We start from the raw sequence: 17,724 nt of genomic DNA on the forward strand, positions 1-17,724 counted from the left end.
GGGGTCGTACGACCCCGGGCCCCCTGCGTGCTCACCCTCAGGCGGCGGTGTCCAGCAGCAGCAGCCGGTCCAGGATGTCCTGGAGGGTGACCAGACCGATGGTCTCGCCGTCCTCCTCCACCAGGGACAGGTGGCTGCGGCTCTCCCGCATGGTGCTCATCGCCGAGTACATCGGCGTGCCCGCGGGCAGCGTCAGCACCGGGCGCATCAGGTCCGCGGCGGTCGTCCCCGCCGGGCTCGTCAGCGCCTCGCGCACGTGCAGCACGCCCACCGGCACCCCGCCGTCCATGACCACCAGGCGCAGGTGCGAGGACTCGCGGGAGACCCGCTTGATCTCCTCCACACCGTCGTCGGGCCCCACCGAGGCGATCTCCTCCCGGGGGGTGACGATCTCGCTCAGCGGGCGGGAGTTGACCTCCAGCGCCGTGGCCAGCTGGTCGCGGCGCTCGGAGTCCAGCGCACCGGCCTTGGCCGAGTGCTCCACCAGTTCGCGGACGTCCTCGGGGTTGTGGCCCGAGTGCATCTCGTCCACGGCCTCGACCCCGAACCGGTGCAGGCACCAGTTGGCCATCCCGTTCAGGGCCAGCAGCAGCGGCCGGGTGAACCACATGAACACCCGCATCGGGATCGCCAGCATGATCGCCGACTTCTCCGGGTGCGAGATCGCCCACGACTTGGGGGCCATCTCGCCCACGACCAGGTGCAGGAACGTCACCACGATCAGCGACAGCACGAACGACACCACGTATCCCACCGCGCTGGGCAGGCCGCCGAACAGCGGCTCCAGCAGGTGGTGCACCGCGGGCTTGGAGATCGCGCCCAGCGCCAGCGCGCACAGCGTGATCCCCAGCTGGGAGCCGGCCAGCAGCAGCGACAGGTCCCGGGCGCTCTTGACGGCCGCCCGCGCCGAGGCGCTGGTCTTGGCCTCCTCCTCGAGCCGGTAGCGGCGGGCCGCCACCAGCGCGAACTCGATCGCGACGAAGAACGCGCTCAGCGCGATGATGGCGACGGTCAGCGCCAGCGCCACCCAGATGTTCATGTCGCTCATGCGCGCGCCTCCTCGGCCTGCTCGGAGCCGGCCTCGTGCAGGCGCACCTCCACGGTGTGCGGCACGTGCCGCTGGACGGAGGACACCCGCAGGGTCAGCGCCATGTCGGGATCCTCGTCGTGGGCGCTGACCGGGCGCGGCAGCGGCAGGGCGATGGTGTCGCCCACCTGCGGCAGCCGGTGCAGCTCGTGGATGACCAGACCGCCCAGCGTCTCGTAGTCGCCCTCGGGCAGGTCGTGCTCGATCAGCCGCTCCACCTCGTCGATGTGCAGCCCGCCCGGGACCAGGTAGGAGCCCTCACCGTCCAGGTGGGCGGGGGCCTCCTCCTCCGGGGCGTGCTCGTCGGCGATCTCGCCGACCAGCTCCTCGGCCAGGTCCTCGGTGGTGATCACGCCCGCCAGGCCGCCGTACTCGTCCACCACGCAGGCGAACTCCTCGTTCGCCTCGCGCAGCTGGTCGAGCACGCCGGGCAGCGGCAGCGACGCCGGCACCATGACGGTGGGCCGGGCCACCTCGCTGACCTTGACGTGCTCCAGGTCGCGGTCGCCCAGCGCCAGCACATCGCGCAGGCAGATGACGCCCACGATGTCGTCGACGCCGTCGCCCAGGACCGGGAAGCGGGAGTGGTCGGAGGCCATGAGCTCCACGACCCGGCTGACCGGGTCGCCCTCCTCCACCGTGGTCACCTCGGGGCGCGGGATCATCGCGTGCCCCGCCGTGCTCTCGTGGAAGTCCAGGGTGCGGTCCAGCAGGGTGGACAGCTCCGCGGGCAGGTCCCCGCTCTCCTTGGACTCGGCGATGATGCTCTCCAGGTCGCGCGGGGTCGCCGCGTGCTGGACGTCCTCCACCGGCTCGATCCGGACCAGCTTCAGGATCAGGATCGCCGCCTGGTCGAACAGCCAGATGACCGGGCCGAAGACCTTGAGGTAGATCCCCGTGGACAGGGCCAGGGCGCGGGCCACGGGCTCGGGCCGGGCGATGGCCAGGTTCTTGGGGAAGAGCTCGCCGAAGACCATCTGGACGACGGTCGAGAACAGCAGGGCCAGCACGGTGCCGATGGCGACGCCGACGCCGGTGGGCACCCCGACCCCGCCGAGGAGTTCGCCGATGCCCTCGCCGATCAGCGGCTCGGCGACGTAGCCGACGAGCAGGGCGGTGACCGTGATGCCCAGCTGGGCACCGGAGAGCATGAACGATGTGCGGTTGGTGATGCCCAGCGCCCGCTTGGCGCCGGCGTCACCCGCCGAGGCCCGCGCCCGCAGTCGGGAGCGGTCCACGGCCATGTAGCCGAATTCCTGGGCGACGAAGTATCCCGTCGCCACGGTGATCAGAAAGACCACCAGAATCCCCAGGCCGATACTGAGAACGGTGCTCATCATCGGGCACGCACCGCCTGGGCAGTGTTCCCGGCGCCACCGGGAACGGTTCTACGAGGGCGCGTGCCCCCGGGAGAAGGAGGCTCGTCTGTTTCAGGGCCACAGCATCCCTCAGGGATGCTGCCGGTACTTCGGGACGGGTCCACTTTTCCTCTCTCTGCGCTGATGCGCTCAGGGTGATGCCGTTTTTGGTACGGCTGTGACAGGTGGGAGACCTGCTACGCGATCAAAGACGAAGGGCGGCGGGGGAAAGTTCCCGCCACCTGCTCAGTTCCCGACCGGAGCGTCCGCCTCACCACCGAGGGAGGCCCACTCGCGACGGCGGGCCTCGGCGAGCGCGATCGCGGTGGCCACGGCCACGTTCAGCGATCCCACCCGCCCGATCTGCGGAATGTAGGTGACGGCGTCCGCGCCCGCCAGCAGGGCGGGGGAGCAGCCGTGGTCCTCGGCGCCGACGGCCAGGCACACGTCGCCGTCCAGCGGGGCGGCGTGCAGCGGCACGGCCCCCGAGGCCAGCTCCAGGGCGACCACCTTGTAGCCGTCGGCGCGGGCGGCGGCCAGCGCCTCGGCGGTGGAGCCCGCCCGGACGTGGTCCACCTTGGCGGCGGTGCCCAGGGCGGTCTTGCCGACCTTGGGGTCGAGCGGGTCGGCGCTGTTGCCGGCGAGCCAGAGGCGGTCCACGCCCAGGGTCGCGCAGGTGCGCAGGATCGAGCCCAGGTTGTAGGGCTGGGTGACCGACTCGACGATCAGGGCGAGGCGTCCCCCGGTGCTCCTGCGCCACTGGCGGTTCAGGCGTTTGACATCCGTGGGGCGCAACTGCGTGCTCAACTGCGGTGTGTTCCTCGGCGGTGTGTGGACGGCCACCCGGGACCGGGTGTGCGCACCAGGTTACCGGGCGGAACCCGGACACGCACGTGTGACCGGACACAAGAGGACAAGAGCCTCCTCTCGCCCACGGCCTCCCCGCCGGCCGGGGGCGCCCCCACACCGCCGCACCGCGGCGCTCCCGCCTCCCGCCGCCCCAACGGACGGCCCGCGATCATGGCCCTTCCGCATACGGGCGGGGTGCGGCCGAGGTCTTCACGGATACGGACTGCGCGTGGCCTGTGAGCCCGCGTTCAGCCGCGGCGGACGGCGAGGACGCGGAAGCCCGCGCGGGAGGCGGTGCGCTCGGTCGGGAACCCCTGCTCCACCAGCCACTTGTGCAGGGAGTCGGCGCCCAGGTGGCGCTGCACCACCAGGTGGGCGACGCCCTGCTCCGACAGCCGCCCCAGCCACACCCGCAGCAGGGTGTGCAGGACGCCCTTGCCCACCCGGATCGGCGGGTTGGACCAGATCGCGTCGAAGGGGCCGGACAGGTCGGGGGCGTCCTCCTCGGCGGGCTCGCCCTCGGGGGTGACGACCGCGAAGCGGGCGTTGTCCAGGCCGTGCTCGGCGGCGTTGCGGCGGGCCAGGCCCACCGCGCGGGAGTTCACGTCCACCCCCAGCACCTGTGCGGCGGGGGCGCGGGAGGCCAGCGTCAGCGCGATCGGCCCGTAGCCGCAGCCCACGTCCAGCAGCCGCCCGCCCTCGGGCGGGGCCGGGACCGACTCCAGCAGCACCCGGGTGCCCAGGTCCACCTTGTCGGGGGAGAACACCCCGCGGTCGGTGTGCAGGCGCAGGTGCAGGTCGGGCAGGACCAGGTCCGCGGTGGAGGGACGGCTCGCGGCGTCCGGGTCGGAGTCGAAGTAGTGCTGGGCCACGCCGTGACGCTACCAGCACCGGTGCGCGTCCCACGCCCGGCAAAAACCTCACATGCTGCGGAAAACGACGTGCCAAGCCCCGACACGACCCGGCAAGGGGTGCGGAAGATGGAGTTATCCGAGGGATGGCGGGGGAACCCATGCGAGCACAGGTAGGAGATCGTCTGGTCATCGAGAGCCAGCGCGCGGACGCGCACCGCCGGACCGGTGTCGTCACCGGGATCCGGGGGAGCGGCGGGGAGCCCCCGTACCAGGTGCACTGGCTCGACGCCGGGCAGGGGCACGACGCCCTGGTCTACCCCGGCCCGGACGCGCACATCGAACACCCGCCCGGCGCGGACGCCGGGACGAGCACGGAGGGGGCGCAGATGCACACGACCAAGCGCTGGAACGTCGACGTCTTGATCTCGGAGGAGAACGAGGGTGAGGCCGCCCGCACCTGGGCGGAGGTGGGCATGGTCGCCGACGACGGTACGGCGCTGCGCGGTCACGGGATGGCACGCAAGCACCCGATGGACATGGACGTCCCCGAGATCGGCGAGGAGCTCGCCGTCTCCCGGGCGCTGTCGGACCTCTCGCGCCAGCTCCGGCAGGTCGCCGCCGAGGACATCAACGACAACACCGGCACCCCGTGGCGGCCCACCTGACCGGGCCCGCCCGCCGGGCGGCGATCACGAGGGAACACGGACCCCCGGCCCCGCAGGGCCGGGGGTCCGGCCGTGCCCGCCCCGGCCGGGACCGACACCCCTCGGACCGGAAGTGGCCACCCTCACCACCGGGGGAACGCACCCGGTGGTCACCGGGATCGGGCACACTCGAAACGTCCACCGAAAGGAGGCCCCGGGCCGGGAGGGCCCGCCACCGACGTCCATCAGGCAAGGAGACGCCCTGTTGACCACCTCATCACCGCAGGCCGGACCCGCCCGGGTGCTCGGCACCGTCGACGCGGTCGCCATCGGCGCGGGCGCGATGCTGGGGGCCGGGGTCTTCTCCGTGTTCGCCCCCGCGGCGCGGGGCGCCGGCGCGTGGCTGCCCGTGGCCGTCCTCATCGCCGGACTGGTCGCCTACTGCAACGCGATGTCCTCTGCGCGGCTGGCGGCCCGCCACCCCGAGTCGGGCGGCGCCTACATCTACGGCCGCGAGCGCCTGGGCGACCTGTGGGGCTTCCTGGCCGGGTGGTCGTTCGTCGTGGGCAAGCTCGCCTCCTGCGCGGCCATGGCGCTCACCTTCGCCGCCTACGTGCTGCCCGGGTGGGAGAGACCGGTGGCGGCCGCCGCGGTGGTGCTGACGACCGCCCTGGGCCACCGGGGGGTGCGCCGCTCCACGCTCGTGGTCAAGGTCCTGCTGTCGGTGGTGCTGGCGGTGCTGGCCGGCGTGGTGGTCGCCATGCTGATGAGCGGGCGGCTGGCCGCCGTCGCCGAGGTCGACGGGCTGGGCCCCTGGCCCGGCTCCTTCGGGGTGCTGGGCGCGGCCGGGATGATCTTCTTCGCGTTCGCCGGGTACGCCCGGGTGGCGACCCTGGGCGGGGAGGTCCGCGACCCGGCGACCACCATCCCGCGCGCCGTCACCCTGTCCCTGGGCGGGGTGCTGCTGATCTACCTGGTGGTGGGCACCGGGACGCTGATCGTGCTGGGCCGGGAGCGGCTCATCAACTCCTCGGCGCCGCTGGCGGACGTGGTGCGGGTGGCCGGGCTGGAGTGGGCGGTCCCGGCGGTGGCGGTCGGCGCCGCGGTGGCCTGCCTGAGCGCCCTGATCACCCTGCTGATGGGGGTCACCCGGACCACGGCGGCGATGGCCGCCGACGGCCACCTGCCCCGGGTGCTGGCCACGCGCCGCGGCCGCCACGGGGTGCCGGTGTACGCCGAGGCGCTGATCGCCGCGATCGTGGTGGGCCTGGTGCTGTTCACCGACCTGACGGGGGCGATCTCCTTCTCCGCGTTCGGGGTGCTGGTGTACTACGCCATCACCAACGCCTCGGCGCTGCGGCTGGGCCCCGACGAGCCCCGCCCGCCGCTGCCGGTGCCGCTGGGCGGCCTGGTGGGCTGTGTGGTGCTGGCGTGCAGCCTGCCGCTGAACGCGGTCGCGGCCGGCGCCGCGGTGCTGGCCGCGGGCGCTGCCCTGTGGTGGGTGCGCGACCGGCTGGGCGCCCGCGCCGCGGGCTGACGCCGCCCCGCGTCAGCCGCGGACCAGGAACTCCAGGCCGCGCCGGGTCGTGGTGGACAGGCGCAGGTCCCCGAGCTGGTCGGGGGAGAACCAGGCGCAGTCGGCGGTGGAGCCGCTCTGCTCCAGGACCCGGGGCGGGACCGGGTGCGCCACGTGCACGTGGGAGAACACCCACACCGCGTACACCTCGTGCCCGGTGGGCGGGACGCGGTGGTGGCTGGTGACCGTGATGAGGCGGCCCACCACGCCGTCCTGGCCGGTCTCCTCGTGCACCTCGCGGCGCAGGGCCGAGCGCACGTCCTCCCCCGCGTCGACGCCGCCGCCCGGCAGGTGCCAGGTGCCCGCGCCGGGGAAGCCGTCGGCGATGAGGCTGAGCAGGATGCGCCCGGCGGGGTCGGTGACGATCCCGTAGGAGGCCATGCGGCGCAGCCGCGGCCGGTCGCCGGCCGGGTCGGGCTCCTCCGGGAGCAGCTCGGCCAGGCCCGGCTCCAGCCCCTGGGGCGGCAGGACCGCGGGCCATTCGCCGGCCGCGTCGGGGGTGGCGAACACGACGCGGTCCACGTGCAGCGGCGAGGGGGACCGGCCCGGGGTGGAGGCGACCTCGGTGATCACGTCCAGGGCGACCAGCGGCGCGTCCCCGGGCAGGCCGCCCAGGCTCCGGGCCAGGGCGGCGGGGTCCTGGCCGAACAGCACCCGGGCGCCCAGCAGCCGGGGCCCGCCCGGTCCGCGGGCGACCAGGTGCGCGGTGACGCGGCGGGGCAGCGCGGGGATCACAGCGTTCCCGCGGTGACCGCGGGCAGGCCGATGAGGCGCAGCAGCTCGTCCATGTTGTGGACGGTGGTGACGCCGTCGAAGCGGCGGCCGTGGTGGCGGTCGATCATGACCGGGTACATGCGCGAGGCGACGGCGCCCACGCCGTCGGACTGGATCTGGTCGCCCACGTGCCAGCAGGCGGCGGGGTCCACGCCCAGGCGCTGGGCGGCGAGGTGGAAGATGCGCGGGTCGGGCTTGCCGGCGCCCGCGCTGTCGGCGCAGACCACGGTGTGGAAGTAGGGGGTCAGCTCCAGGGCCTGCAGCTTGGCGTGCTGCAGGGCCTCGATCCCGTTGGTGAGGACGGCCAGCCGGTACCCGGCCGAGGCCAGGGCGCCCAGGGCGGGGATCGTGTCGGGGAAGACCTGCCAGGCCGAGCGGTGCACGTCGAGGTAGAGCCGGTACAGCTCGTCGCAGTGCTGGTCGGCGATGCCCGAGTGCCCGGCCTGGACCGCCAGGGCGCGCACCCGCTGGCGGCGCTGGTCCTCCAGGGACAGGTCGCCGCGCAGGTAGGCGCCGAAGGAGATCTCGGTCTGCACGTCCCACAGTGTCCGGGCGGCGCCGAAGTCCGGGTGGCCGAGCCGCTCCATGAGTGCGCGCAGTCCGGCCGAGGACGCGGCGACGTCGTCGATCAGGGTGTCGTCCAGATCGAAGCAGATGGCGGTCGGGGCAGCGGGTATGTTCGGCATCGTTCCTCAACTGGGTGAGCATGACAAAACATGCCAACGCTAACCCGTGCAGATGACGGAAAAGGGGTAAACCCCACCGAAAGGGATGTGACCAGGGTCACATACAATGCCGTCACTGCACGTCACACGCCTGAGGAACCCCCTAGGGCAGGCGTTGGAACCATAGGAGCGACGTGATCGACGTGGCCAGCGCCAACAGGATCGCGACCAGCACGAACCGTGTGACGATCTCCTCATGCACCGTCTCGGTCCCCAGCGACGAGCCGATGTCCTCGTAGACGTCGTCCAGCTCGTGCCCGCTCTCGGCCTCGTAGAAGTGCCCCTCGGTGATCTGCGCCAGCTCCTGCAGCGCCTCCTTGTCGATGTCCGCCGGGACCTGGTAGCCGTCGATGTCGATCATCGCCGCCCCCGTCCCGAACGCGATCGTCGACACCGGCACGCCCTGGTCGCGCGCCACCGCCGACGCCTGGTCGATCTCCCGGCCGCTGGTGTTCTCCCCGTCCGACAGCAGCACGATCGCCGACGGCGGCGGGTCCTCCTGCGACTCCTCGTCGAACCCGCGGATCGCCTCCAGCGACGCGAAGACGCCCTCGCCGATCGCCGTCCCCGGACCCAGCTGCAGGTTCTCGATCGACCCGATCACCGCCTGGTGGTCCTGGGTGGGGGAGGACACCACCGTCGCCTGCGCCGAGAACGCCACCAGCCCCACGTTGAACCGGTCCGGCAGCGTCTCCACGAACCCCTGCGCCGACTCCTTGGCCGCCCGCAGCCGGTCCGGCTCGATGTCGGTGGCCGCCATCGACAGGGACACGTCCACCGCCACGATGATCGTCGCCCGCTCGCGCGGCTGCTCCACCGGCATCGCCGGGAGCGCCATCGACGTGATCAGCACCCCCAGGGTGACCGTGAACAGGGCCGCGGGCACGTGCCTGCGCGCGTCCGGCCGGTGCGGCGCCACCTGGTCCAGCAGGGACAGGTTGGTGAACCGCACCGTGTACTCGCGCCGCTGCATCTGGGCGAACACGTACGCCCCCACCAGCGGAACGAGCAGCAGCAGCCACCACAACCGCTCGGGTTCCAGGAAGGTCATCGCCCACTCCCCCGTCTCCAGGCCCGGCCCGCCCTCATCGCGGCACCCCCGGCGTGTGCCGGGACAACCGGTGCGCGGTCCGCCTCTGGTGGATCACGAACCGTGCAATGTCCAGTACCCAATCACGGTCGGTCCGCAGCACCAGATGGTCCACCCCGCAACGGCGCAGCGCCCGGCGCACCTCCTCGCGCTGGGCCCGCGCCGCTTCACGGTACCGCTCGCGCACCGCGCGGTTGATCCGCACATCGCGCACCCGGCCGGACACCGGGTCGCGCAGCGTCACGTCGCCGACCTCGGGCAGGTCCAGCTCCCGGGGGTCGATCACCTCCACCACCAGCACCTGGTGCCGGGAGGACAGCCGCGACATCGGCCGCTCCCAGGGCACCTCGCCGCCGAACGCCGGGGTGTCCAGGAAGTCGGAGATCACCACCCGCAGCCCGCGGCGGCGCCGGGTCCGCGCCAGGTCGTCGACCGCCCCGGCCAGCCCGGGCCCGTGCGCCTCCCGCGCGGTGTCCCCGGTGGGGGCCGCCGCCACCGTCGCCAGCAGCGACAGCAGCGCCTCGTTGCCCGAACGGGCGGGCCAGCGCCGGATCACCCCGCGGTGCAGGAAGTGCGCCCCGAACCGGTCGGCCACCCGCTGGGTCAGCAGGGTGACGGCGACCATCGCGCCCACCGCCACCTCGCGCTTGACGTGCCGGTCGGTGCCGAAGTCCATGCTCGCCGACAGGTCCAGCAGGGTCCAGCTCTCCAGCTCCCGGTCGGCGACCAGGTCCCGCACGTGCGGGGTGTCGGTGCGGGCGGTCACCGCCCAGTCCATGTGCCGCACGTCGTCCTCGCCCGGCTGGTACAGCCGGGCCTCGGCGGCCTCCGACCCCGGCCCCAGGCGCAGGCCCAGGTGCTCACCGTGCAGCAGGCCCTCCAGCCGGTGCATGATGCGCAGGTCCAGCCGGCGCAGCGCCGAGCGCAGCCGGGGGTCGTTCCCCAGGGAGGTCACGGGGCCTCACCCGCGCGCGGCGAACGAGGCGGTCTCACCGCTGGGCGGCTCGTCCCAGATCACCCGGGGCGCGGGCACCGTCGCCAGGATGCGGTCCACCACCTGGACGGCGGTCACCCCGTCGGCCAGCGCGTCGAAGCTGAGCACCAGGCGGTGCGCGATGACGTCGCGGGCCAGCACCCGCACGTCGTCGGGGAGCACGTAGTCGCGCCCGCGCAGCAGCGCCAGGGCGCGGGCCGCCGCCACCAGGCCCAGGGTGGCGCGCGGGCTGGCGCCGACCTCCAGGACCCCGCGCAGGTCCGGCATCTGGTGCGCCTCGGGCTCGCGGGTGGCCATCACCAGCCGCACCACGTAGTCGGCGATGAGCTGGTGGACGTGCACCTTCTCGGCGTCGGTCTGCAGCTCGCCCAGGGTGACCGGGTCCAGGACCTGGTGGGCGGTGGGCGGCTCGGTGGACATCCGGCGCAGGATCTCCATCTCCTCGTGCGCCCGGGGGTGGCCCACGTCGACCTTCATCAGGAACCGGTCGCGCTGGGCCTCGGGCAGCGGGTACACGCCCTCGGACTCCACCGGGTTCTGTGTGGCGATGACGATGAACGGGGAAGGGAGGGGGTAGGTGGTCCCGCCCAGGGAGACCTGCCGCTCGGCCATGACCTCGAGCAGGGCCGACTGCACCTTGGCGGGGGCGCGGTTGATCTCGTCGGCCAGGACGAAGTTGGCGAACACCGGGCCCAGCTCCACGTCGAACTTCTCGGTGGAGGGGTGGTAGATGCGCGTGCCGACGATGTCGGAGGGCACCAGGTCCGGGGTGAACTGGATGCGGGTGAAGGAGCCGCCGGTCACCTTGGCCAGCGTGGACACCGCCAGGGTCTTGGCGATGCCCGGCACCCCCTCGATGAGGCAGTGGCCCTTGGCGACCAGTGCGATGAGGGAGCGCTCCACCATGCGTTCCTGTCCCACGATGACCGTGGACACCTCGTGCAGCGCCGCGCGCAGCAGCCGGGTGGGCTCGCCCGGGGCGCCGTCGGACCCCGAGGGGGAGGCGCCGTTGCCGGGTGAGGTCTGTGCCATGTTCCGCCTTCCAGGCCCGGCGCCGGGCGCCGGATAGGTTGTGGATCACTCACCTGTGGGCGAGACTACCCGCTCCGGGCGCCTCGTTCCGGTGCACAACGCGCCCAAGGGGACGCAGTGGACGCGGGGAGAGCGGAGTGGAAAGGGGGTGGGGGCGTGACGGCTCCCCTGATGGGACTGAACGCGGGAGACCCGCGCCAGTTGGGCGCCTACCGGCTGCAGGGCCGGGTGGGCGAGTCCGCGCTGGGCGTGGTGTACCTGGGGCGCGACCGCGAGGGGGCGGCGGTGGAGGTGGCCGTGCTGAACCCGGGCGCGGTGGCCGACCCGCAGGCCCGGGAGCGGTTCGCTGAGGCGGTGCGGGCCGAGTCCGGTGTGCTCTCGGCGCGCACTCAGGGCCGCTCGGTGCTGTGGGTGGCGGTCCCCGACGGGGAGGGGGGTGCCGCCCGTTTCCTGGAGCAGGCGGGCCGGCCCGGCCGTATCGCCGCCCGCGGTCCGGTGGTGATGCCGCACTGGGCGGGGTCCCGGTCCGGGACCGCGGTGCCGTGGGCGCCCTGGGCGGGCCGCCGTGACAGCGCGGTGGAGGAGGGGCGCGGCAACTGGTGGCTGATCGGCGGGCTGGGCGCGGTCCTGCTGCTGATCCTGGCGCTGGTGGTGGCGCTGTACTGGTTCCTGCTTCAGTTCCCGCCGCCGGAGATGCCGGCCCCGGGCCAGCCGGTGCCGGAGGAGGGCCCCGCGGGGGAGAGCGGCGAGGAGAGCGGGCCCAGCCCGGAGGAGGACGGGGACGGCGACCCCTCGACGCCGACGGTCCCCACGCCGGGGGAGGGCGAGGAGGGCTGGGGCGAGAACCCGGAGGACAACCTCTGACGCACGCGGCGGCCCGGGCGCTCACCGGTACTTCGGTGGCGTCCGGGCCGCATTGTGTCGGCCGTCGGATTCCGCTTGATAAATCTACGTCGTAAAGGCGGCGGAGTTTTGCTGTAAAAGCACCCACCAAAAACAGAAGGAGTGCGGCTACGCCGCACACTCCTCTTGAAACCCCTGGTCAGAGGACCATCGGCGTGTCGCGGTCCAGGGGGTCGACCGCCCGAACGCGCTCAGAGAGCCGTAGCGGGGCCGGGAGCGGCCGCCGCCGGTCGAGGGGAGGGGCGGCGAGGTCCTAGGCTGTTCGGCGTGGTGAAGGCGCTGAAAGAAGTGACAGGCACGCGGTACGTCCTACCGCTGCGCGAGGGCGGTTCGCTGCCCGGACTCGTCGAGGCCGACGACCTCGGCATGTACGTCGTGAAGTTCATCGGCGCGGGCCAGGGGCGCAAGACCCTGGTGGCCGAGGTGATCGCCGGTGAGCTGGGGCGCGCGCTGGGGCTGCCCGTTCCGGAGCTGGCCCTGGTGGACTTCGACGCGGTCATCGCGCGGGGCGAGCCCGACCAGGAGGTGCAGGAGCTGCTCAAGGCGAGCGGCGGCCTCAACCTCGGGATGGACTTCCTGCCGGGTTCGCTGGGGTTCGACCCGCTCGCCTTCGAGACGTCCCCCGGGTTCGCCGGCCGGGTGCTGTGGTTCGACGCGCTGACCGGCAACGTGGACCGGTCGTGGCGCAACCCGAACATGGTGGTGTGGCACGGGGAGCCGTACCTCATCGACCACGGGGCGACGCTGATCTTCCACCACTCGTGGGCCAACGCGGACCGTTTCGTCGGCCGTGCCTACGACGCCTCCGACCATGTCCTGCTGCCGTCATCGCCGGATCTGGCGGCCGCCGACGCGGCGTTCGCGCCGTTGGTGACCGAGGGGCTGCTGCGGGACGTGGTGGGGCTGGTGCCCGATGTGTGGCTGGAGGGCGAGCCGGGGTTCGCGTCCCCGGAGGAGGTCCGGGAGGCGTACGTGCGCCATCTGGCGGCCCGGGTGGCGGACCGTTCGTGGCTGCCGGAGGTGGGGCGGTGAGCGTGCGCAGGTACAGCGATGCGGTGACGACGGGCCGGGTCGGCGAGGAGCGCGACCGGGCGGTGTTCGAGTACGCGCTGCTGCGGGTGGTCCCGCGGGTGGAGCGCGGTGAGTGCGTGAACGCCGGGGTGATCGTGTACTGCCAGGAGCGGGCGTTCCTGGCGGCCCGTGCGGAGGTGGACGAGGCCCGGCTGCTGGCGTTGGACCCGGGGGTGGACGTGGCCGGGGTGCGGCGTGCGCTGGAGGCCGTGGAGGCGCTGTGCCGGGGTGGTGCGGTGGCGGGTGCGGCGGGCCGGGAGCGGCCGGGGCAGCGGTTCCGGTGGTTGACGGCGCCGCGGAGCACGATCGTGCAGCCGGGGCCGATCCACGGGGGGTTGACGGAGGATCCGGCGGTCGAGGTGGAGCGGTTGCTGGACCGGCTCGTAAGGTGACGTCCTCCCCGGGGCGGGCCCCGGGGATTCCCACGGCCTCGCAGCCGTGGGTGCGGTGTGCCTCGCGGCGTCCGCTGGTTCCTGTTTCGCAGACCGGTGCCTCACCCGAGGGTGGTGGTCTCACCCCGTCTCCACAGGCGTTTCAGTTCTCCGCTTCCCGCTCTCTGGCGAGTTTCCGTCCAGCGGCGAGCACGATCCGGGACGCGTTGACGTCCCGGTCGTGGTGGGTCTTGCAGGCCCTGCATGTCCATGCCCGTACGTGCAGTGGTTTGGGGCCGTCCACTGCTCGGCATTGCGAGCAGGTCTGCGAGGAGGCCAGGAACCGGTCCACTCTGTGGAAGGTCCGTCCGTATCGGGTGGCCTTGTACTCCAGCATGTGCGCGAACGCCGACCATCCGGCGTCGTGCACGGACCCGGCCAGGTGGGTGCGCCCGAGTCCGGCCACGCACAGGTTCTCCACGTAGACCGCTTGGTTGTCGCGGATGATCCGTGAGGAGAGCTGGTGGTGGAACTCGCGGCGGCGGTCTGCTACCCGGGCGTGCGCCCGGGCGACTGTCCGGGCGAGTGCTCGGCGCTGGTCGGCGTCGGGGTACGCGCGGAAGGAGTACCGGAGCTGCATGGTCGGCATCATGGCAGCTGCTTGTGACGATCCGTGTCCGCTCGTGGGGTGGGCGGATCCGGTTCGTCTCTGGTGGGAGTGCTCGTGTGCTCTCGGTCAGGGAGGGTAGCGGGTCGTGGCGTAAGGGATGTCACAGGGGATTCGGGGTTATTCGAGGAGACTTCGGGCGGGTCCCGGTGTTGGTATGGAGTGGCCCCTTTCGGGTGCGCTCCCACGCGCCGGGGCCCTTTTCGCTTTGTGTACTTCTCTTCCTCGATCGCGTCGAGATCTTTTGGAGTGGCCTGTGCAGTCCCCGAACTCCCCTGACACGGTTCCCGGGCCGGTGGCGGCCGAGGGTGCGCCGCCGGTGCGTGCGCGCCGGTCGGTGGTGTTGCTGGTCCTGGTGCTGGGTGTGCTGGCGGCGGTGGGTCCGTTGGCGACGGATATGTATCTGCCGGCGTTTCCGCAGATCGCGGAGGATCTGGGGGCGTCCGAGGCGCAGATCCAGTTGACGTTGACCTCGATCATGTTGGGGTTGGCGGTCGGTCAGTTGGTGATCGGGCCGATGAGTGATGCCTGGGGGCGGCGGGTTCCGCTGCTGGTGGGCGGTGCGGTGTTCACGGTGACGTCGGTGCTGTGCGTGTTCGTGCCGGATGTGACGTTGTTCGTGGTGTTGCGGTTCGTGCAGGGTGTGGCCGGTGCGGCGGGGGCGGTGATCTCGCGGGCGGTGGTGCGGGACCTGTTCAAGGGCGATGACGCGGTGCGGTTCTTCTCGCGGTTGGCGCTGGTGATGATGCTGGCTCCGTTGTTGGCGCCGTTGGCGGGTGCGCAGTTGTTGCTGGTGGGGCCGTGGCAGTTGAGTTTCTGGGTGCTGGCGGCGATGTCGGCGGTGAGCTTCGTGCTGGTGCTGTTGTGGTTGCCGGAGTCGTTGCCGGTGGCGGAGCGGCGTGCGCAGGGTCCGCGGGTGCTGGGTGCGACGGTGGCGGGTCTGGTGCGTCAGGCGCGGTTCGTGGGGCCGGTGCTGACGTTGGGTCTGGGTTTCGGGATGTTGTTCACGTATGTGTCGGCGTTCTCGTTCGTGGCGCAGCAGGAGCTGGGGGTTTCGGCGCAGACGTATGCGTGGTTGTTCGCGGTGAACTCGTTGGGGATGTTGGCGGGGACGCAGGTGAACGGGTTCTTGGTGGGTCGGATGGAGACGTTGCGGCGTTTGGGTCTGGGCCTGGTGGTGGGTTTGAGCGCGGTGTCGGGTCTGCTGGTGGCGGCGGTGTCGGGGGTGGCGTCGTTGTGGCTGGTGGTGGCGTTGTTGGCGTTGATGATGTTCAGTACGGGTTTCATCATGCCCAATGCGACGGTGACGGCGTTGGACGGTCAGCCGGCGGCGGTGGCGGGTACGGCGTCGGCGTTGATGGGTGCGTTGCAGTTCGCGCTGGGTGGTGGTGTGGCGGCGTTGGCGGGGTTGACCCCGTCGGGTGAGGCGTCGTTGGTGAGTATGTCGGTGGTGATGGTGGGGGCTGCTGCGTTGGCGGGTGTGGCGTTCTTGTGGACGGTGCGTTCGGCGGTGCGTGCCCGGGTGTGATCGGTTCGGGTGTCGGGCCCCATGACCCTGTGCGGGGGTCATGGGGCCTTGTGTTTTGTGGGTCTCTCCATGTTGCCGTGGGTGGGGGAGGTTGGGCATTGTAGGGGAACTATTTCCCCCTTGGTGCGGGATGTCTGTCCTGTGCGGGCCGGTGGGGTCCGTGCTCTTCGACGCTGTTTGAGGATGAGTGGTCTGTGGTCATGGGCGAGACGGGTGTCGGCTCCGGTGGGTGGGCTCGGCGGGTGGCCGGGTTGAGCGACCTGGTCTACGAGATGGCGACCGATGATGCGCACGCGGAGTTGTTCTCGGTGCCGGAGGAGGGGCGTCGGGGCGGTCGTCGGTGGGGGTCGGTGAGCGCGGGGGCGTTCGCGACGGATGTGACGGGGTTGGCCAAGGGGTTGGTGGCCGCCGGTGTGGGTGAGGGCGACCGGGTGTTGGTGGTGTGCGCCGATCATCTGGATTGGGTGAGGTTGGCGTTCGCGGTGTGGTCGGTGCGGGCGGTGTTGGTGCCGTTGCCGGTGTCGGCGGGTCCGGAGCGGGTGGCGCATGCGGTGCGTCAGACGCGTCCTGCGGCTGCTGTGGTGGAGGGTGAGGGGTCGCTGCGGGTGGTGGCGGCGTTGCAGCGGGAGTTGCCGGATCTGGGGCGTGTGTGGCGGTTCGAGCCGGGGTTGGCGGAGATCGTGTCGCTGGGTGCGTACATGGATGCTTCGTCGGTGCGGTTCCGTCGGGATGCGACGGCTCCGGAGGATGTGGCGGTGGTGCTGTATCCGGTGAGTACGGTGTCGCGGTGGATGCGTGGGGTGGCGTTGTCGCACGGTGCTCTGGTGTCGGCGGCGGCGGATGTGGTGGATCGGGTGGGTCCGCGGGTGGCGGAGTTGGGGCCGGGGAAGGCGACGGCTCTGTCGGATGCCGCGTTGTCGCAGGTGCAGGGGTTGGCGACGGTGTTGGCGTGTGTGGTGGGTCGGGTGCGGTTGGGGTTGGGGGGTGGTGGCCGGTTCCTGGATCGGGTGCGGGAGTTCGGGCCGTCGGTGGTGGTGTGCGGTGCGGGGGTGTTGGAGGAGGTCTTCGAGGGGGAGCGGGGGAGCGCCCGGTCGACGGGGTGGGATTCGTTGGGGACGTTCAATTCGGCGGTGGACGCGGCGGTGCAGTTCGATCGTTCGCCGAAGAAGGGTGCGTGGCAGCGGTTGTCGCGGTCGATGTACGACTGGCAGTTCGCGAAGGTGCGGGAGATGTTGGGGGACCGGGCGCATCTGGTGGTGTGCTGGGGTGGTGGGTTGTCGGACCGGTTGGACTCCTTCTACGGGGGTGTGGGGGTGCCGGTGGTGCAGGTGTTCGGTACGGCGGAGACGGCGGGGGCGTTCGCGGCCAATGCGGTGGGGGCGCGGGTGCCGGGTTCTGTGGGGCGTGCGTTGGAGGGGCGCGAGGTGTGGGTGTCGCGTGAGGGTGAGGCCCATGTGCGCGGTGGTGCGGTGTTCGCGGGGTATTGGGGTGATGAGGGCGGGACGCGGTCGGCGTTTCGTGAGGGGTGGTTGGCGACGGGGTTCGCGGGGTCGGTGGACGGTGACGGGTTCGTGTGGGTGAGGGGCCGGTTGCGGGGGCAGGCGGCGGTGGAGGAGGTGCCGGGCCGGTTCGTGGCGGGGTCGCGTGCTGTGGCGGGTGCGGAGCCGGTCGTTGAGGGGCCGGTGGTGGAGCCTGTGGTGGAGGCGGAGCCGGTGGTGGAGGTGGTGGAGCGTCCGGTGCCGGAGCCGGACGCGACGATGGCTTTGCCTGTGGTGGAGGCGGAGCCGGAGGTGGTGTCGGATGCTGAGTTGGTGGCGGGGTTCGAGGCGCGGTTGCGTTCGCATCCGTTGATCAGCCAGGTGTTGGTGATCGTGGAGGGTCGGCCGTTCGCGAGTGCGTTGATCACGTTGGTGCGGGATCAGTTGGAGTATTGGCGGTTGGTGAACGGTCGGCCGTTGTCGATGGCGCCGGAGGAGATCGCGGGGGATCGGGATCTGCTGCGGGAGGTGCAGGGGTTGGTGTACGAGGCCAATCGGAGTGTGCCGCGGCATTTGGCGGTGCGGTCGTTCCATGTGTTGGCGGAGGAGTTCACGGTGCAGTCGGGGTTGGTGCATCCGTCGGGCGGGTTGCGGCGTGAGGCGGTGCTGCGGGCGTTCTCGGAGGAGATCGACGGGTTGTACCGGGTGCGTCGGGAGCAGTAG

The 17,724-nt window shown here is 72.0% G+C and carries 17 protein-coding genes; 7 read left to right on the top strand and 10 right to left on the bottom strand.

The window, feature by feature from the left end:
• Positions 1–37 precede the first annotated feature (37 nt).
• The 4 genes from KGD84_RS14785 to KGD84_RS14800 form a co-directional block, all read right to left on the bottom strand.
• On the bottom strand, positions 38–1,048 hold the full coding sequence (locus KGD84_RS14785; protein WP_220560930.1) for a hemolysin family protein: 1,011 nt from the start codon (positions 1,046–1,048) through the stop codon (positions 38–40).
• Complete coding sequence (locus KGD84_RS14790) at positions 1,045–2,427, bottom strand: hemolysin family protein (RefSeq protein WP_220560931.1); 1,383 nt, start codon at positions 2,425–2,427, stop codon at positions 1,045–1,047. Before KGD84_RS14790 ends, KGD84_RS14785 begins: the two co-directional genes overlap by 4 nt.
• 264 nt (positions 2,428–2,691) lie before the next feature.
• Positions 2,692–3,252, bottom strand: a complete 561-nt coding sequence (locus KGD84_RS14795) for a TrmH family RNA methyltransferase (RefSeq protein WP_255646557.1) — start codon at positions 3,250–3,252, stop codon at positions 2,692–2,694.
• A gap of 290 nt (positions 3,253–3,542) precedes the next feature.
• A complete protein-coding gene (locus KGD84_RS14800; protein ID WP_220560933.1) occupies positions 3,543–4,166 on the bottom strand; it encodes a class I SAM-dependent methyltransferase in 624 nt (207 codons plus the stop codon).
• A gap of 140 nt (positions 4,167–4,306) precedes the next feature.
• On the opposite strand from KGD84_RS14800, the gene KGD84_RS14805 reads away from it, so the two are divergent.
• Positions 4,307–4,813, top strand: a complete 507-nt coding sequence (locus KGD84_RS14805; RefSeq protein WP_220560934.1) for a dsRBD fold-containing protein — start codon at positions 4,307–4,309, stop codon at positions 4,811–4,813.
• 241 nt (positions 4,814–5,054) lie between these two features.
• Positions 5,055–6,329 (top strand): APC family permease, encoded by a 1,275-nt coding sequence (locus KGD84_RS14810; RefSeq protein WP_220565751.1) that lies wholly within the window; start codon positions 5,055–5,057, stop codon positions 6,327–6,329.
• A gap of 12 nt (positions 6,330–6,341) precedes the next feature.
• Here the strand turns inward: KGD84_RS14810 and KGD84_RS14815 are convergent, their stop codons facing one another.
• From KGD84_RS14815 to KGD84_RS14835, 5 genes are all read right to left on the bottom strand, one after another.
• Positions 6,342–7,103: an NUDIX hydrolase gene (locus KGD84_RS14815; protein WP_255646558.1), complete on the bottom strand. Its 762-nt coding sequence runs from the start codon at positions 7,101–7,103 to the stop codon at positions 6,342–6,344.
• Positions 7,100–7,828, bottom strand: a complete 729-nt coding sequence (locus tag KGD84_RS14820) for an HAD family hydrolase (protein ID WP_220560935.1) — start codon at positions 7,826–7,828, stop codon at positions 7,100–7,102. The genes KGD84_RS14815 and KGD84_RS14820 overlap by 4 nt, the downstream gene beginning before the upstream one ends.
• Before the next feature lie 142 nt (positions 7,829–7,970).
• Positions 7,971–8,918, bottom strand: a complete 948-nt coding sequence (locus KGD84_RS14825) for a VWA domain-containing protein (protein WP_220560936.1) — start codon at positions 8,916–8,918, stop codon at positions 7,971–7,973.
• Positions 8,919–8,952: 34 nt separating this feature from the next.
• On the bottom strand, positions 8,953–9,849 hold the full coding sequence (locus KGD84_RS14830; protein WP_220565753.1) for a DUF58 domain-containing protein: 897 nt from the start codon (positions 9,847–9,849) through the stop codon (positions 8,953–8,955).
• A 69-nt stretch (positions 9,850–9,918) separates the two neighbouring features.
• Entirely contained in the window at positions 9,919–10,983 is a 1,065-nt protein-coding gene (locus tag KGD84_RS14835) for an AAA family ATPase (protein ID WP_220560937.1), read from the bottom strand.
• Between the two features lie 156 nt (positions 10,984–11,139).
• Between KGD84_RS14835 and KGD84_RS14840 the strand changes: the two genes are divergently transcribed.
• The 3 genes from KGD84_RS14840 to KGD84_RS14850 all read left to right on the top strand — a co-directional run bounded on the left by KGD84_RS14840 (position 11,140) and on the right by KGD84_RS14850 (position 13,349).
• Positions 11,140–11,847, top strand: a complete 708-nt coding sequence (locus KGD84_RS14840) for a hypothetical protein (protein WP_220560938.1) — start codon at positions 11,140–11,142, stop codon at positions 11,845–11,847.
• A 327-nt stretch (positions 11,848–12,174) separates the two neighbouring features.
• Positions 12,175–12,918 (top strand): HipA family kinase, encoded by a 744-nt coding sequence (locus KGD84_RS14845; RefSeq protein WP_255646559.1) that lies wholly within the window; start codon positions 12,175–12,177, stop codon positions 12,916–12,918.
• Positions 12,915–13,349, top strand: a complete 435-nt coding sequence (locus tag KGD84_RS14850) for a DUF3037 domain-containing protein (RefSeq protein ID WP_220560941.1) — start codon at positions 12,915–12,917, stop codon at positions 13,347–13,349. The genes KGD84_RS14845 and KGD84_RS14850 overlap by 4 nt, the downstream gene beginning before the upstream one ends.
• A 142-nt stretch (positions 13,350–13,491) precedes the next feature.
• Here KGD84_RS14850 and KGD84_RS14855 read toward each other — a convergent pair whose 3' ends face one another.
• The gene (locus KGD84_RS14855) at positions 13,492–13,968 is read right to left on the bottom strand and encodes an RNA-guided endonuclease TnpB family protein (RefSeq protein ID WP_338151215.1); all 477 of its coding nucleotides are present in this window, start codon (positions 13,966–13,968) and stop codon (positions 13,492–13,494) included.
• Positions 13,969–14,251: 283 nt separating this feature from the next.
• Between KGD84_RS14855 and KGD84_RS14860 the strand changes: the two genes are divergently transcribed.
• Complete coding sequence (locus tag KGD84_RS14860) at positions 14,252–15,523, top strand: multidrug effflux MFS transporter (protein ID WP_370634500.1); 1,272 nt, start codon at positions 14,252–14,254, stop codon at positions 15,521–15,523.
• Positions 15,524–15,723: 200 nt separating this feature from the next.
• Positions 15,724–17,724, top strand: coding sequence for an AMP-binding protein (locus tag KGD84_RS14865; RefSeq protein ID WP_220565754.1), 2,001 nt, complete (start codon positions 15,724–15,726; stop codon positions 17,722–17,724).

The organism is Nocardiopsis changdeensis (genome assembly GCF_018316655.1).
In the GTDB taxonomy this organism is placed as follows: domain Bacteria; phylum Actinomycetota; class Actinomycetes; order Streptosporangiales; family Streptosporangiaceae; genus Nocardiopsis; species Nocardiopsis changdeensis.

Coding starts and splice junctions, on each gene's coding strand:
- KGD84_RS14820 (WP_220560935.1), bottom strand. CDS start 7,828: ATGCCGAACATACCCGCTGCCCCGACCGCCATCTGCTTCGATCTGGAC.
- KGD84_RS14830 (WP_220565753.1), bottom strand. CDS start 9,849: ATGCACCGGCTGGAGGGCCTGCTGCACGGTGAGCACCTGGGCCTGCGC.
- KGD84_RS14835 (WP_220560937.1), bottom strand. CDS start 10,983: ATGGCACAGACCTCACCCGGCAACGGCGCCTCCCCCTCGGGGTCCGAC.
- KGD84_RS14790 (WP_220560931.1), bottom strand. CDS start 2,427: ATGATGAGCACCGTTCTCAGTATCGGCCTGGGGATTCTGGTGGTCTTT.
- KGD84_RS14865 (WP_220565754.1), top strand. CDS start 15,724: ATGGGCGAGACGGGTGTCGGCTCCGGTGGGTGGGCTCGGCGGGTGGCC.
- KGD84_RS14785 (WP_220560930.1), bottom strand. CDS start 1,048: ATGAGCGACATGAACATCTGGGTGGCGCTGGCGCTGACCGTCGCCATC.
- KGD84_RS14805 (WP_220560934.1), top strand. CDS start 4,307: ATGCGAGCACAGGTAGGAGATCGTCTGGTCATCGAGAGCCAGCGCGCG.
- KGD84_RS14855 (WP_338151215.1), bottom strand. CDS start 13,968: ATGCAGCTCCGGTACTCCTTCCGCGCGTACCCCGACGCCGACCAGCGC.
- KGD84_RS14825 (WP_220560936.1), bottom strand. CDS start 8,918: ATGACCTTCCTGGAACCCGAGCGGTTGTGGTGGCTGCTGCTGCTCGTT.